The following is a 16,130-nucleotide window of genomic DNA, read 5'->3' as shown; positions in this document are numbered from 1 at the left end:
TCGTAATGAAAAAGAATTATTGAACCAATCCAGCAAACGCCAGTTCTCGTAAAATAATCGTTTGGATATCTAGTTTATCGCTGATTTGGCAATAACGGATACCATTTGTGGCACAAAGAACTTCTAGTTCTTGATTATGCTGATCGAGTCTTTTTCTATAAAGTGTTTTAATCGAGCTATTTAGACTTACATCCACGGTTTTTCCATTTTCACTATCGACTAATTGTATGTCACCAGATAGATTCGGATGAATCTCGCTCTCACTTAGTAATTGAATCAGCCATATTTGCTGATTGCGATATTTTAACCGTTTAAAACTTTCCTCAAATAATGACAAAGCTTCTAAACCGTCTGTTATCAAAATAATCATTTGGGTCGGCGCTTTTATAGAATTGCTTAATGATTGTGTGAAGCTTTCATTAATCGTCTGCTCCTTCACATCAACAATCTCATAAAAGGTTCGTTTATTATGAACCGAACCTTTGCGATGAAAGGAATGCTTTGTAGAAACAACAGAAAAACTCAGTCTATCCTCATGTGATAATGTGATATAAGCTAAGCTTGCCGCTAATTCTCTTGCTAGCTCCCACTTGGAAGGTATTTGTTTCATTGAGGCTGTCCCATCAAGGAAGATACTAACTGATATCTCCTTTTCATCTTGAAATCTTTTAATATATGGCTTATTTGTTCGGCCATATACATTCCAATCGATTTGGCGAATATCATCACCAGGATGATAGATTTTATAATCAGCAAAATCCAAGGAGGTTCCGTGAATATGAGATTTTCTTCGACCATTCTGCATTCCTGCACCCTTCGTCGAAACTTGCAGTCTTTTTCGATTCATTCTTGCTAATAAGGAATGATAGTTCTTCATCGTCCCTTCCCTGCTTCAATGCGTAATGTTTTTTCCAAAATATCTTCCATAATTTGATCAGTCGTAACGCCCGCAATTTCCCCTTCAAAATTAAGCAAAATTCGATGTCTAAACACTGGTAGTGCCGCATAACGCAAATCTGCCATGGAGACATGCAGTCTTCCAGAAGCTAATGCTCTTGCTTTTGCCATGGTTACTAAGGACTGCAGTCCCCTCGGACCACTTCCTGCCTGAATATACTTATTTCCTAATTCTGTCGCATCCTCCGAACCAGGATGAGTGGCAGAAACAATATTAACAGCAACGTCTAAAATATCATCCGCAACGAGAATTTGTTTGACAAGACTTTGTAAATGAAGAATATCCTCTACAGAGGCAACACGCGTTAATACAGTTGACTCCGTTCCAGTAGTCTTTTTAATAATGGCTTTTAGTTCTTCTTTTGACGGATAAGTAACATGCAATTTACATAGAAACCGATCTAACTGAGCTTCCGGCAATGGATAAGTTCCCTCCATATCAAGGGGATTTTGTGTTGCCAAAACAAAAAATGGCGCTGCTAATTTTTTCGTTTCCCCCATAATGGTGACTGTTTTCTCCCCCATCGCTTCCAATAAAGCACTTTGCGTTTTCGGTGTTGCACGGTTAATTTCATCTGCAAGAACAATATGCTTAAATAAAGGTCCTTCATGAAAATGAAATTGTTGTTTTCCTTTATTATCAGGCTGCAGCACCATCGTACCAGTAATATCTGCCGGCATTAAATCTGGCGTAAACTGAATTCGCGCGAAGGATAAGTCCAAGACTTCCGAAATAGTTCGAATCATCATCGTCTTTCCAAGACCTGGAAGTCCTTCTAAAAGTACATGTCCACCTGCCAGCATACACCAAAGTACCTCATCAGTAATTTTTTCCTGTCCGACAATGAATTTGCCAATCTCCTCTTTCACCTTTTTAAGCAAAGCCTCTGCTTGGATAAAATCCTGTTCCACTAGTTCTTTTTCCATCTTTTCCCCTACTTTTCATTTGGTTTGATATCAGTAAAATAGTTCTTTACAATATTTTCTAAGTCATTTGGCAATTTATATCTTGAAGTACTTTCCCTGTAAGAAGCTTCATATTCTGAAAATACCTGTTCATACGGACGAATATTCCCTTTTAAAACTGGACCCTCCCCTTCTGTCATCTGACCTTGCTTGCCATTGCCTAATTTACCTGAATCCACTTCGACATTATCTTTTCCAACCACTTTTTCCGGTACTGTTAATAACTCTCTGCTACCGCTTCCGAATCCAGCTCCTGAGCCATTCCCATTCCCTGATCCACCAGCACCATTGCCTGAACCTGAACCCGAACCTGAACTGGAATCAGAGCCATTTCCAGAGCCTGATCCTGATCCATTACTATTGCCTGAACCGTTGCCTGAGCTGGAAGAATCATTATTTCCATTTGTTGAATTGCCCTTATCATTCTTCCCTTGCTGACCACTGGTAGTTGTCTCTCCTGAGGAAGTTGTATCATTATTACTGGAGCCTTTGGCAACCGTACGAGACTTAGGGATCGTTATTCCATTTGCTAGACTTTCATCCTCCAGCTTCTTCCCAACCTGAGCAAGTTCTGTTTGCACAGTTTCTAATTGTTGCAGCAATTCCTCATTACTCAGCAATTCATCCATTTGCTTTAATAGCTGTTGAAACTGCTCTTCTGATAATTGCTTATTTGCACCTGTCAATTGATTGAGAGCATCTTTTTGTTGATCTGTTAATCGTTTATATTGTTCGTTTGCTTTTTGTAATTCCTTCTGTACTGCTTCCTTATCTTTCTCTGAGATAGCCTTAGAGAGAGACTTCAAACCAGTCTCATTCAGCATCGATTCTATCTGTTGGCGTTCCTTGCTTTTCTCTTGGATTTTTCTCTTTTGCAGCTGAAGCTCTTTCGCTTGTTTTTCCAATTCTGCAAAGGTTTTTTCTACCGTGTCCTTCTTTTCTAATTGCTTTTGGATTTGTTTTAGCTCTTTTCTCACCTGTTTATCTGTTTCTTTTTTTATCGCTTTTTCTAATTCCTTTTCCGCTTTAGCGATCGTTTTTATCTCATTCTCTTTTTTCTTGGCAGCTTCCATATTAGCTGATGGAAAAAACTGTAACAGTAGACAAATGATGAAACATACCATTCCTGAAAGAATAAATTTCGGATAAATATATCTTTTCTTTCGGCTTAATACAGCTAATTGTTTCTCTGTCATTTGCGCTATCGCTTGTTTTACAACTACTTGTTCGACCGCACCTTCACTATGTAGATAGGAAAAGGCCGTCGTTGCATAATCATCGGCAACAAATTGATTATATAGTTTTACCGCTTGTTTTTCTGTTGGCCATTTTCTCCATAAGCGAATGAGAAAGATGGAAACACCAACACAAAACACCGCGAAGAGATAGTACAACAAAAAAGGCAGAATAAAAAGATACGCCATTATGGAAAGGAGGAGAAATCCTCCTCCTAAAAGTGCTAGTAATAGGCATAGCTCTTTTGCAAGCAACTCTCTAGCAATAGATTTTCTTACTGGTTTGAGCAATTCCTTATACTGCTGAAGATTTTCCATAAACTTATCAACTTCCCTTTTTCATATTAGCACGTAAATTACGAACACTAATTGTTAATGACAATGCAATCACAATACAATAAGTAATAAGATGGGCAGCCCAAATCGGAAACTTAATGCCTGTCAATTCTTTAATTTGTTCAGAAACAGTTGGTTCAAATATATCTGCTAGCACAATACCAGGATTAAACATGGCACTAAAGTATACAGAAGGTACTTTTGCAGGAGTCGAAGCAGCATGAATATTCGCTATTTGAAAAAGAATAAGAGAAATAACTGCCGTTCCAGCCACAATAAATAACGCAACACTATAGGTTGTCACCATACTAACAATTGTTTTGCGTATGAGAGTTGAAAATAAAACCCCGAAACTGCCAATGACAAGCATTGTAAATAAACTGAAGAAAAATACTTGTGTTAACTGCGTTGGCGAAATCCCCCCATATAAAAACACAAAACTGTATATCGGAAGACTTGCTAAAATTAATAGTACTAAGTACGAAATGGACGAAAGCAATTTGCCGAGAATAATCGTAAAGCTGCTTTGAGTGGTTGTTAAAAGAATACTTAAGGTTTGTCTTTCCCTTTCACTACTAATCACCCCACCTGTCAGTCCTGGTGTAATAAATAAAACTAATCCTAATTGAACAAACGCCAAAAACATAAACATCAAGCGGCTCTCCTGCGGCTTAAAAAATCCATTTGGGCTCGAGGTTCTGAGTACATACATTAAAGCAACCATCAGCAAGGTAAGCGCAAGTAGATAAAACAGAATTCCGACAAATGTTTTTCCTGAACGAAAACGTAGCTTTAACTCTTTATTTAATACTGGATTCATGAAATAAGCTTTCAAGAGAATTCAACCTCCTTTGTAATCTCCATAAAGACATCCTCTAAATTGCTCTCCATTTCTGAAAAACTAATAATCGGAATTTCTTTTTGAATCGCTGTTTTTAATAATTCTTGCTGCGCTTTATCTCCACCTTTAAAGAGGAACTGAATTACTTTGCCATCTTCCAGCACTTCTATCTTTGAAATTCGTGGACTTTCCTCCAAAAATTCAATCGTTTTTTGTATATCAAATGTTTTTACACTAATGATTTTTTCACTCTGTAATTGCTGTTGAATAGCTGAAACCGTTCCTTGTGCCACTAATTTTCCTTGATCCAGAATTCCAATGACATCACACATTTCTGCTAGTTCTGGCAAGATATGTGAAGAGATAAGAATAGTCTTTCCCATATTCTTTAATTCTTTTAAAATCTCCCGCATTTCAATGCGTGCCCGTGGATCCAATCCAGATGCTGGCTCGTCTAGAATAAGAACTGCTGGATCATGGATTAAGCTTCTCGCAAGACAAAGTCTTTGTTTCATTCCTCGCGACAAAAGATCAACATATTCTTTTCGCTTATGAGAAAGATTTACTAGCTCTAACAGCTGCGGAATTAACTTTTCTCTTTGCGCAGCTGAAATCCCATAGCTAGCACCATAAAAATCTAAGTATTCTTCTGCTTTTAACTGATCATAAACACCAAAGAAATCAGGCATATATCCTAACTGTTTTCTAACCTCTTTCGGCTGTTTAATAATATCAGCCCCATTTATCGTTGCTGTTCCAGAAGTAGGTGCTAATAAAGTAGCAAGAATAGAGAAGGTCGTAGATTTACCAGCTCCGTTCTGGCCGACAAACCCAAACACACATCCTGCTTCAATCTGTAAATCTAATGGTTCAAGTGCTGTAAACTTTCCATACTTCTTGGAAAGACCTTTAATTTCTATCATTCTTTTATCTCTCCTTTCACCTTAACAGATGGCAATTGCATGTATGGGTCACCATTTGTTGCTTTATTCACCTTCAGCGTAATTTTTCTATTTTCATCCAAATAGTCTGCAATCTTTTGTTTCTCCAATTTGAAAAGATTTTTTACTTCTTCATAATTTCCTGTGCGTTTATTATAAATACTGTACTTCACACCTGGAGTTCCGCTTGCTTGTATCGTAATAGATTCAAAAGCAATCGAGCTATCTTCATAAGATTTCGGAATTCCAAGTGTATAGAGATACTCCCCATCTTCTAACGTAAAATCATTTTCTTGGAAATTCTGATTATAGACAGTTCCTTTAATTACTGCTAGTTTCTGGTACATATCTCCTTCATTCAAGGTAAAAGGCCCAGGAAAATTATTGGCTATTGTAAAAGGCTCCATTATTAAATTAGTGCTGTTCTTTGTTACCTTTCCACTTGTTAAACCAACCTTGATGATATCCTCATTTGTAATTCCAATTAATAATGGATCTCCAGTTGTCACAGTCTTAAAATACTCCGTATTCAACACCAATCCTGAAGCAACTAATTCTCTATATTCATTTAAATCATTTCCATTGTAATCATAAACATAGGAACCTTGATTCGAATCAGATGGTTTAGAAAAATACTTATGCTTACGAGAAACCTTAATTTTTTTTGTTTCTCCAGCAGCAAGCGAACCTAATTCGATTTTTTCCGTTCCCGACCATATAAATAGGTTGGAGAAATCATATGGAAAATGATTGGTTATGGAACCAGTAATCTCTTTTTCTGTTGTTTCAAACTTATGACTGAATCCACCTTCTACCGGGATACTGGACTTGCCGTACATAGTACGACTGGACCAATACTCTACATCCGGAAAAATCATTTCATTCTTTTTTATTTTTTCCTTGGTAACGGCCTTCATCTGTAATTCTCCATATCCTGCAAAAGGAATAGGAGTATACAAATTTTTATCATACATTAACGTAAAATCACCAGATTTATTCGATAAAAGAGTTGTAGCTTGATATCCAGATAAATAGTTATTGCTATATTGATAGACACCCATTTCATTAAATTGCGGATTTCTTATTTTATCCTTTGCACCCGTTAGGAACACTGCAATCGATAAAAGAATCGATAAGCTCGGAATAATCCACCAAGCATGCTCTCGTTTGTCGATTCTTTTTAACACGACGTATAAAATCGGCACAATAACGAGCAAATAACCTGCCAAAATAATTAATAAGATACTTGTGGATATAGTAGAGCTCTCGAAATATTCATTTGCCTGCACAAAACTATTATAAAGATCACCAATCGGGTTACTGTTATATTGAGAATTATTGGCATGCTGCGAACTTTCAGCTAATAGTATTTTTTCTACCCAACTATTAAATCCGGACCAGCCAAGAAAACTGGGATCACTAAGTGAAAAGGAAGCTTGTATAATTTTTCCTTCACCGAGCTCCTTTTTCGCAATAATCGGCTGGTCATTATGTAAAACAATTGCTTCTGCGCCTTCTATTAAGGTAGATTGATAACCATCTATTTTCGCTTGCTGTTTATTTTTTGTGTCTAGAACCGCCAAGGAAAAAGCTTCTTTTTTGCCAAGTGCTAGCGGCATCGATGTTTCTAACTGACCGTATGCTTGCTTTCCATTTGGTTGTGCACCAGTAATCAAAATACCTCCATTTTCAATCCATTTTTTTATTGCTTGCTGCTGCTCATCCGTTAATTCACTCAGTGAAAATTGATCAACCAGCAGATAGCTTATTGTTTCAAGCGCTAATGCCTGATCAGGTATTTCTTCTTTGATCATTTCCGTTGTATAAATGGAATTACTAGGCAGCTTTCTTAAATCTTTAAATTTATCATATTGATCAGTAAGTATACCTAAAGCCTGTTCAGGGATAAGATTTACCCTCACTTCTTTTACTCCAGTAAAAGTTACTTCATCGCCATTCTGCCAACTTCCGCGATATAATTTCATCTTTTTGTTAGCATAGTCTGTATCAGAAGAAATCCCAGGGATTGTGACCATATAGGTCTTCTTACTATTTGCCGGTATATCGACAGATACTAATGTTTGTCCTCCCGCTTCATAGCTTGGAGAATAGGGAATTAATAAATCTCCTTTAAAGTCTTCTCCACTATTTTCCAGTATAATTTTTAATTGAAATCCTTTTCCATCCATTACCTTACCAGCAAATCCAGCCTCTGTTGTGATTTTTATGGTGTCAGTAGAAGCGGCATTTGCTTCTTTGACAATAAAAGTAGTGGCCAATAACAAGATAAAACATATAATTATCACTTTTTTTACTTTTCGCAAACTTTGTTTCCCCCATTTTCTATTTTTTGGTTCTAATTAATTAACGATTGGCAGTGGTTTCCACCCTACAGTAAATACCAAAAATATCATAATGTAATTTTACACTATTTAGAGCATTTTATACATATGTTTTTTGGATATTACTTAATACTTGCCTCTCCTTCATTAGACGAAGAGACTGTTAGAAATGTTTTATGTATTGGAAGCTATTTTTGGAAGCATAAAAAAACTTCTGTTAACCTTTGAACAGAAGTTTGAGTTTAATATTGTTTTATAATTATCAGTGTTAGTATTTTTGTAAAATAGTCCAAAGTGTAGATAAACTCATGTATTTTAGAATTGTCGACAACCTGTAGTATTTTTTTGTAAAATATTCATTTCGCTTTCATTCAATCTTTAAAGGCAATTCAACTAACTTTGAACATATGCTAGTTTAAATGAAAAAGGATAAGGATACTGGATGGAATCGCTATTAAAATTGCACCAATTATTTTCATGCGCAGGCCTGATAAGCTGCTTAAAAATAGGTTTTCTTCTTCTATCGTGAGCAGATTTTCTCCTTCTGCTTCTTTGAATTTTTTTGCTGGCAAGGAATCACCTAGTCGAGCATAAGCATGATGCTGAACAAGATGGCCTTTTACTGTTAAGACAACGCCTCCAATAAGAATAAGCAAAACAACGCTTTGAATAATCAAACGTTTTCCCTCCGAAAAAAAAGATATTACTTTTATTATTCTTCTTATCCTTATTTTTATTACGTCTTTGCAATAATTTAACATTCATTTAATCGAGTAGGAGGGAGTGATTAACTCCCGACCTCTCACACCACCGTACGTACGGTTCCGTATACGGCGGTTCAATTAAGATAAATGACGCAAGAATTTATAACGAGTTTGTAGACTTTTAAACCCTTGATTATTCCAATAGGAAATATCGAGGGTTTTATCTAATATAGGACTGTTCGAGACGCGCCAATAGCCCTTTCGGCTATTTCCCCATTCATAAGCCTTCCCTTTTGGGACACCTAAATGTATAAGGTTGCGAATCCTTGTCTTTGGTTTCTTCCAGTCTTTCCATTGGCACATGCGAAGTCTTCTTCGTATCCAACCATCTAATTTTATAAACAGTGATTTAGTATCCGCTAATGCAAAATATCCACACCAACCCATTAGATATTGGTTTAATTTCTCCATCCGATATCTCATAGAATAGGGCATCTTTCTCGAAGTGATTTCTCGTATTTTCTTCTTCATTCGTTTTAAGCTTTCTTTTGCGATACGAATCTTTGGTTCTTTAGAAGACGTGAAGCTAAAACCTAGAAACTTCCGTTTCCATGGTCGGTCTACTGCTGACTTCTTCTCATTCACTTTTAATCGAAGTTTCTTTTCGATAAATCGTTGAATGCTTGCCCTTGTTCGTTCTCCTGCCCGCTTCGATTTTACGTAAACATTACAGTCATCTGCGTAACGAACGAATTTATGCCCTCGACTTTCTAGCTCTTTATCTAGTTCATCCAGAACTATGTTAGAGAGTAATGGACTTAATGGTCCGCCTTGTGGCGTTCCTTCTTCTGTACTTGAAATAACTCCATCCATCATAACGCCCGCCTGTAAATATTTGCGGATTAGCTTTAATAGTGGTTTGTCCTTGATTCTTTTCGCAAGTGTACTCATGAGTCTATCATGGTTGACCTTATCAAAGAACTTCTCTAAATCCATATCTACAACCCATCTATATCCTTCTTTGATATATCCCTTTGCTTCCCTTACCGCATCATGGGCGCTTCGGTTTGGTCGAAAGCCATAGCTATGTTCGGAGAACATCGGGTCATATATCTTCGATAATACTTGGGCAATGGCTTGTTGAATCAAACGATCTCTCACGGTTGGAATACCTAGTAGCCGAAAACCTCCACCAGTTTTCGGGATTTCGACTCTTCGGACAGGCATTGGCTCATAAGTACCCTTGAAAATAGCCTCTCTGATAGAATGCCAGTTTTCGACTAGGTGCTGTCGTAGGATTTGTACGGGCATCCTATCTACTCCATGACTTCCTTTATTCTGTTCTACTCGTTTTAATGCTTGAAGCATATTTTCCCGTGACAGGATTTGATTTAAAAGCATCGTTATTCTTCCTTCCGTGAATAGCTTATCTTCTTATGCCAGTGGTCACTCCACCCTCCAAGAGATCCCCCACGGAATTCACCGTTTCCTTCCTCAAGTGAGGTACTATGTTTTCTGTGTTCCTCATGACCTACTGAAAGCCAAGGGCTATTCTCTCCTAATTGTTCCGTCCTTCCAAATCGTTCTAGACCGATTTGTACTATGACATCGGCTGACTTCTGATGGTTCAGCTACTTATCGCTAAGTAGGTTAGGAAGAGTACTTCCCGTATCCATCAGACCTCCCCGGGTAAGAGTGCAATCTTTCCTTCCATCTATCTGCTTCATTTACTTTGTATCACCTTCGGCAGAAAGGACTTTGTTTTGTTTGGCAAACTCATCCAATGATACCTAGCCTTCTATGAAGTTCGTGTCCCTCAGACCGGAAGTTTGCCGCCCGCTTCCTTCAGATTCCGCGTCACCACGGACACCCTTGCGTTAGGCTAACTACTACTTCTGCCTTCGCAGTTCGGGACTTTCACCCTAAAGATTGCACCCATGCCGGGCACACCAAAAAAAGATGTCGTAAAGCTTCCTTAACGACATCTTTCCAAGCTACTCACTGTTACTCTTCGCTTTGCTCTACTAAGTTTGAAAATAAACCATAGACATATTTTTCTGGATCGAAGCTTTGGAGATCGTCCATTTTCTCACCTAAACCAACAAATTTAACTGGAATATGTAATTCGTTTCGGATTGCTAATACAATTCCACCCTTTGCTGTTCCGTCTAATTTTGTTAGCACAATGCCACTTACATTTGTTGTTTCTTTAAATGTTTTAGCTTGCACTAATGCATTTTGTCCAGTAGTTGCATCTAGCACGAGTAAAACTTCGTGCGGAGCACCTGGGACCTCTCGTTCAATTACTCGCTTTACTTTTTCTAATTCCTTCATTAAATTGACTTTATTCTGCAATCTTCCAGCTGTATCACAAAGAAGAATATCTGCTTGACGAGACTTAGCAGCCTGTACAGCATCAAACATAACTGCTGCTGGATCAGAGCCTTCTGTATGTTTAATGACATCCACACCGACGCGCTCTCCCCATACCTCCAGCTGTTCGATTGCTCCAGCACGGAAGGTATCGCCTGCAGCAAGCAAAACTTTTTTTCCTTCTTCTTTATACTTATGAGCAAGCTTACCGATGGTCGTTGTTTTCCCTACTCCATTTACGCCAACAAACAAGATCACAGTTAATCCTTCTGCTTGCATATTAATCGTAGAGGATTGATCTTCCCCGTTCTGATAAATAGCAACTAGCTTTTCGGAAATTACATCTTGTACTTCTTTTGGATCTTGGATGTTTTTTCTTTTTACTTCTTTTTTTAGCTCATCAATTAATTCCATGACTGTTTCGAAACCAACATCTGCTCCAATTAAAATTTCTTCCAGCTCTTCAAAAAAATCTTCATCTACTTTTCGATAACGTGACACAAGTTCATTCACTTTTTCGGAAAAGTTATTTCTCGTTTTCGATAAGCCTTCTTTAAACTTCTCCGTTACAGTTGTAGTCTGCTGAGACATTTTTTCTTTTAACTTTTTAAAAAAGCTCATTATTATCCCTTCTTTCGTTACAAAATATGGTTATGTACATGTAAAAACTATTTATAAGTAAACATTAAAAGTTTCCAAGGCCTTAACTTTACAGAGTAATAGGCCTCGGAATTGAAATAAGAAATAGTGTTTTTTAAAACGTATTAGGCTTCTAACTAACTATAAAAGAATTATCCATTTGCAACTAATTCCTTTGTTTCGCTCAATCGAACGGAAACTAGCTTTGAAACACCTGACTCTTGCATAGTTACCCCATAAAGAACATCTGCTTCTTCCATTGTCCCTTTGCGATGAGTAATGACAATAAATTGTGTTTCATGGCTGTAGCGTTTTAAATAGGAACTAAATCGGAATACATTTGCTTCATCCAATGCCGCTTCCACCTCATCCAAAATACAGAAAGGAACTGGTCTTACTTTTAGAATAGAGAATAATAAAGCAATTGCTGTTAGTGCTCTTTCTCCACCAGATAAAAGACTTAGATTTTGAAGTTTTTTCCCTGGCGGCTGGGCTACGATCTCTACTCCTGTATTTAAAAGATCTTCTGGATTTGTTAAGACTAAATCGGCACTTCCTCCGCCAAATAAGCTTTGGAATACCGTTTCAAAATGAGCTTTAATCCCTTCGAAAGTCTGCTCAAATCGATTTTTCATTTCCTCATCCATTTCATCGATTACTTGATAAAGAGTATCCTTCGCTTCTTCTAAATCTGTTTTTTGTTCGAGAAGGAATTCGTATCTTTCCGAGATTCGCTCGTATTCCTCTATGGCCCCAAGATTTACAGTTCCTAGTTCTTCCATAGCTAATTTAATGAGCTTTACCTTTTTTCGGGCTTCTTCGACTTCTAATGTTAAAGGATAATCAAGCTTAGCCCCTTCATACGTTAATAAGTATTCCTCGCGTAGATTCGTTAATCGTGTATCCAATTCCACGTCTACACGGTTTAATTTAACTTCTTCATCCTTTAGTGCCTGAACAATCCCTCTATGAAGCCTGCGCTGCTCCTTTGTTTCCAGCTCCAGCTCTTCTAAGCGCATTTGTTTTTGCAATCTTTCCTCTCTGCGTAAAGAAATAAGCTGGATCGTTTCTTGTTTTTCTTGCAATTTTTGTTCTGCTGCTTCTTCTAATGTCGCTTCCCCTGAATGAGAATTACTCATTTCAGAAGAAAGCAAGCGTAAGTCCTCTTTGACAAGCTCCCACTTTTCTTCAGTTGATTCATGTTCTTGAATGATAGCTGCTAACTTATCCTTTTCATGGCGGAGCTGTTCCTTTTTAGCTGCCGATTGAATTCGTAAATCACTAATTGTATTTACGACTGATTCTTTTGAAACTGTTTGTTTATTTTTTTGCTCGGTAACTAAAGCAATCTCTTTATCCAATTCAGATAACTTTTTACTTTGCTGTTCCAGTTTTTCTTGCAAAGCAGTTCTTCTTTGCTGCAGAAGCTCTTGCTCTTGATGCGAATCGGCCTTATTGCGGTCATATAGAGACAATTTATCATTCATTGCTCTTTCTTCGAATTCCACCTCTTTTAAGTCATCTTTCCATGTTTGAATTTGGAAACGAAGATCTTCCACCTTTAAGCGCGCTTCTTCTATCGATGATTCTTCTGCTTGCAATGCTGCTTTTCCTTTTTTCAGCTGTTCCTCAAGCTTTAAAGATGTTTTATCCATTTCAAAAATCTTTTTCTTAAGCTCTTCTAATTCTCCTTTTCTAGTGATGATCGAAGCTTGTTTCTGCTTCATCGCTCCACCAGTCATCGACCCACCAGGATTAACTATCTCCCCTTCTAACGTTACAAAACGGGAACGATATTGAAGAATTTTTGCCATCTCATTGGCGCCCTTTAAATCCTTCGTAATCACAACATTTCCTAATAAACTGCGGATAATTTCCCGATATTGACTGTCATAATTAATCAAATCTGCCGCAACCCCCATAAAGGATGGATGCTCTTGAATTAATCGGAGCTGGGAATCAGCAAGCGTTTTTCCCTTAATCACATTCATTGGTAAAAACGTAGCTCGTCCAAACCCATTCTTTTTTAAAAAAGCGATTGCTTCCCGTCCATTTTGTTCTGTTTCCACCACAATATGCTGCATCGATCCACCTAATGCAATCTCTAAGCTCACACTATATTCTTTTGGCACTTGCATTAATTCCGCAACTGCACCTCTGATCCCTTGTAAGGATTTCCCTCTAGCTTTAAGTACTTCCTTTACTCCGTGGAAAAATCCAGAATAGTCATCTTCTAATTCCTCAAGCATTTCTTTACGTGATTTCGCCTGCTGTGCATATTGGTATGATTGATATAGTGCCTTCTCGACTTGTTGAACCTTTGCTTCTATTCCTTGAAAATGACTTTGCTTTTCCTGCCATTGTTTAGACCATTTCTCCAGTTCATCAGAAAGTTCCTTTAATTTCTCCATAAACTTAGTCTTTTTTTCTTGAATATGCATACGTTCATTTGTAAAATTAGCATTTTCTTCATCAAGCTGCGACGTTCTTTTTTCATGATTTTCTAGTTGCTGAATAACCGAATTCAATTCATTTTTTGCCGCTGCTTGATTACTCACTATCTCAATATAGTCGCTTTTTAGCATCTCAATTTTTTCTTCTAGGTTTTCATTAAAAAGAGCAAGATTTTTTTCATTAGCTTTTAAAGTTTCTTCAATCGCTTTCGACTCTGCTTGCAATTCATGAACAAGCTTTTGTTGCTTTTCTTTTTGCAACACAAGGGTTTCTACTCTTTCTTGTAGCTCCACCTTGCTCTTTTCAAGCTGATCTCGATTTTGTGTTGCATTCTTTTTTCGCTCTTTTAATACTTCTTTTCGACCTTCTAATTTTTCTAATTCTTCACTCACTAAAAGAAGTACTTGTTGAAGATCATCAATCGATTCATCTAAAGCGGCGACTTCATTTTTCACTTCCTCCATCTTCGCTTCCTTATTTTGCAGCATGGAGGATAGTTTTAGTTCTTCCTGTTTATATGTTTCTAATTGCTTTGAAATAGCTTCAAATCGCTCATGCGCTTCTTCGATATCATGAACCATTAAGGCTACTTCAATCGATTCAAGATTTTCACGATGATGTAGATATTCTTTAGCCATTGAGCTTTGAATCTTTAGTGGCTCAACCTGACTTTCTAATTCATGTAATATGTCATTTACACGATTCAGATTATCTTGTGTTTCTACAAGCTTGCCTTCTGCTTTTTTCTTACGAGTTTTATATTTCAATACACCTGCTGCTTCTTCAAAGATAGACCGGCGATCTTCTGCCTTACTATTTAAAATTTCTTCGACTTTTCCCTGACTGATAATCGAAAATGCCTCGCGCCCAAGCCCCGAGTCCATAAATAAATCAATAATATCTTTTAGACGACAAGATTGTTTATTAATTAAAAATTCACTATCTCCTGATCGATATACACGCCTCGTCACACTTACTTCATGGAAATCCAATGGCAGGAAATGATCTTCATTTTCTAAAGTTAACGTTACTTCTGCAAAGTTAACCGCTTTTCTTGAGTCACTACCTGAAAAGATAACATCCTCCATCTTACTTCCACGCAAGGACTTTGCAGATTGTTCTCCAAGTACCCAACGAATTGCATCCGTAATATTACTCTTCCCACTTCCGTTTGGTCCTACTACTGCTGTCACACCTGGCACAAAATCGACAGAAATCCGATCTGCAAATGACTTAAAACCGATAACATCTAACCGTTTTAAGAACATGACCTCACCCCGATTCTTCCTTGTTTTCCTCTAGTTGTTTTTCTTCGTTTGTTTTCTTGAGCATTTAGTTTTCACTTTCCGCCTTTAGCATTAATAATGATTTTTGGGCAGCTTGCTGCTCTGCTTCTTTCTTGGAACGCCCCATACCTGTTCCAAGTTCTCGATTATTTAAAAAGACTTGTGAAATAAACTCTCTATTGTGTGCAGGTCCTTTTTCAAGTAATATTTTATACTCGATTGTTCCAACAGCATCTCTTTGTACATATTCTTGTAGTTGACTTTTAAAATCCATCACATGAGAAAAAGCACCGTTATTAATTTTCGGGAATACAACTTCCTCTAAAAATGCTACCACTGAGTCTAATCCTTGGTCTAAATATAAAGCACCAATAAACGCTTCAAATACATCAGCAAGCAGCGCTGGTCTAGTTCTTCCCCCAGTCATTTCCTCTCCTTTACCTAAGAGCACATACTTACCAAAGGAAAGTTCATTAGCAAAGGAAACAAGCGATGGTTCACAAACGATTGCAGCTCGCAATTTAGTCAGCTCACCTTCGCTCATCATCGGGAATTTATTGAAAAGAAATTTAGAAACCGTTAATTCCAGAACAGCATCCCCAAGAAATTCTAATCTTTCGTTATCTTCATGTGGTTTTCTTCGATGCTCATTCACATATGATGAATGGGTAAAAGCTTGCTTTAATAGTTTTTCATTCGTAAAATGAATCCCCAATTTATCTTGGAGTTCTTTCATTTTTTTCTCATTTGGTCGAACAGTTCTTTTGTCTTTTCGATTGCCTCGCATTTTGCATCCACCTTAGCACTAAGTTTACAATTCATTTCAAGTTTAAGTAAAAAAGATAAAAAACGCAAAGAAACTTGGAAAGTTTTTTCTCTCCAAGCCTTTTCTATTACAGAAATCGGGCTACCACTAGGGGGCTAACCCCACTTCACATAAGAAAAACTATTTCTATCCTTTTATGCGTCAATAAACGCTGTATTTGTTATTCATTTGCACGAATCGATATCTATCCGTCCAACAACTAATATTTTGCCTATAATAATAGGTATTTA

At 37.3% G+C, this 16,130-nt stretch carries 11 protein-coding genes; all 11 read right to left on the bottom strand.

Annotated elements, in window-relative coordinates; translation table 11 throughout:
- Positions 1-16: 16 nt before the first annotated feature.
- Positions 17-877 (bottom strand): DUF58 domain-containing protein, encoded by an 861-nt coding sequence (locus tag NX902_RS09695; protein ID WP_123257446.1) that lies wholly within the window; start codon positions 875-877, stop codon positions 17-19.
- On the bottom strand, positions 874-1,884 hold the full coding sequence (locus tag NX902_RS09690; RefSeq protein WP_123259607.1) for an AAA family ATPase: 1,011 nt from the start codon (positions 1,882-1,884) through the stop codon (positions 874-876). Before NX902_RS09690 ends, NX902_RS09695 begins: the two co-directional genes overlap by 4 nt.
- A gap of 8 nt (positions 1,885-1,892) precedes the next feature.
- A complete protein-coding gene (locus NX902_RS09685) occupies positions 1,893-3,476 on the bottom strand; it encodes a hypothetical protein (RefSeq protein ID WP_172859530.1) in 1,584 nt (527 codons plus the stop codon).
- Positions 3,477-3,483: 7 nt separating this feature from the next.
- Positions 3,484-4,329 carry an ABC transporter permease gene (locus NX902_RS09680; protein ID WP_095329153.1) on the bottom strand — a complete coding sequence of 282 codons (846 nt, stop codon included), beginning with the start codon at positions 4,327-4,329 and terminating at the stop codon, positions 3,484-3,486.
- A complete protein-coding gene (locus NX902_RS09675) occupies positions 4,326-5,258 on the bottom strand; it encodes an ABC transporter ATP-binding protein (RefSeq protein ID WP_095329152.1) in 933 nt (310 codons plus the stop codon). The genes NX902_RS09680 and NX902_RS09675 overlap by 4 nt, the downstream gene beginning before the upstream one ends.
- A complete protein-coding gene (locus tag NX902_RS09670) occupies positions 5,255-7,600 on the bottom strand; it encodes a hypothetical protein (protein WP_303981894.1) in 2,346 nt (781 codons plus the stop codon). The genes NX902_RS09675 and NX902_RS09670 overlap by 4 nt, the downstream gene beginning before the upstream one ends.
- A 428-nt stretch (positions 7,601-8,028) precedes the next feature.
- On the bottom strand, positions 8,029-8,295 hold the full coding sequence (locus NX902_RS09665) for a hypothetical protein (RefSeq protein ID WP_095329150.1): 267 nt from the start codon (positions 8,293-8,295) through the stop codon (positions 8,029-8,031).
- A 165-nt stretch (positions 8,296-8,460) separates the two neighbouring features.
- Positions 8,461-9,723, bottom strand: a complete 1,263-nt coding sequence (gene ltrA, locus NX902_RS09660) for a group II intron reverse transcriptase/maturase (protein WP_341160699.1) — start codon at positions 9,721-9,723, stop codon at positions 8,461-8,463.
- A 603-nt stretch (positions 9,724-10,326) separates the two neighbouring features.
- Positions 10,327-11,316 (bottom strand): signal recognition particle-docking protein FtsY, encoded by a 990-nt coding sequence (gene ftsY, locus NX902_RS09655; RefSeq protein WP_047939970.1) that lies wholly within the window; start codon positions 11,314-11,316, stop codon positions 10,327-10,329.
- 170 nt (positions 11,317-11,486) lie between these two features.
- A complete protein-coding gene (gene smc, locus NX902_RS09650) occupies positions 11,487-15,056 on the bottom strand; it encodes a chromosome segregation protein SMC (RefSeq protein ID WP_163184963.1) in 3,570 nt (1,189 codons plus the stop codon).
- Positions 15,057-15,120: 64 nt separating this feature from the next.
- Positions 15,121-15,861 (bottom strand): ribonuclease III, encoded by a 741-nt coding sequence (gene rnc, locus NX902_RS09645; RefSeq protein WP_163184960.1) that lies wholly within the window; start codon positions 15,859-15,861, stop codon positions 15,121-15,123.
- Positions 15,862-16,130 lie beyond the last annotated feature (269 nt).

Origin of the sequence: Niallia sp. FSL W8-0954 (assembly GCF_038005605.1) — a bacterium.
GTDB lineage: Bacteria > Bacillota > Bacilli > Bacillales > Cytobacillaceae > Niallia > Niallia circulans_A.
This window is presented reverse-complemented; position numbering and strand designations above follow the sequence as displayed.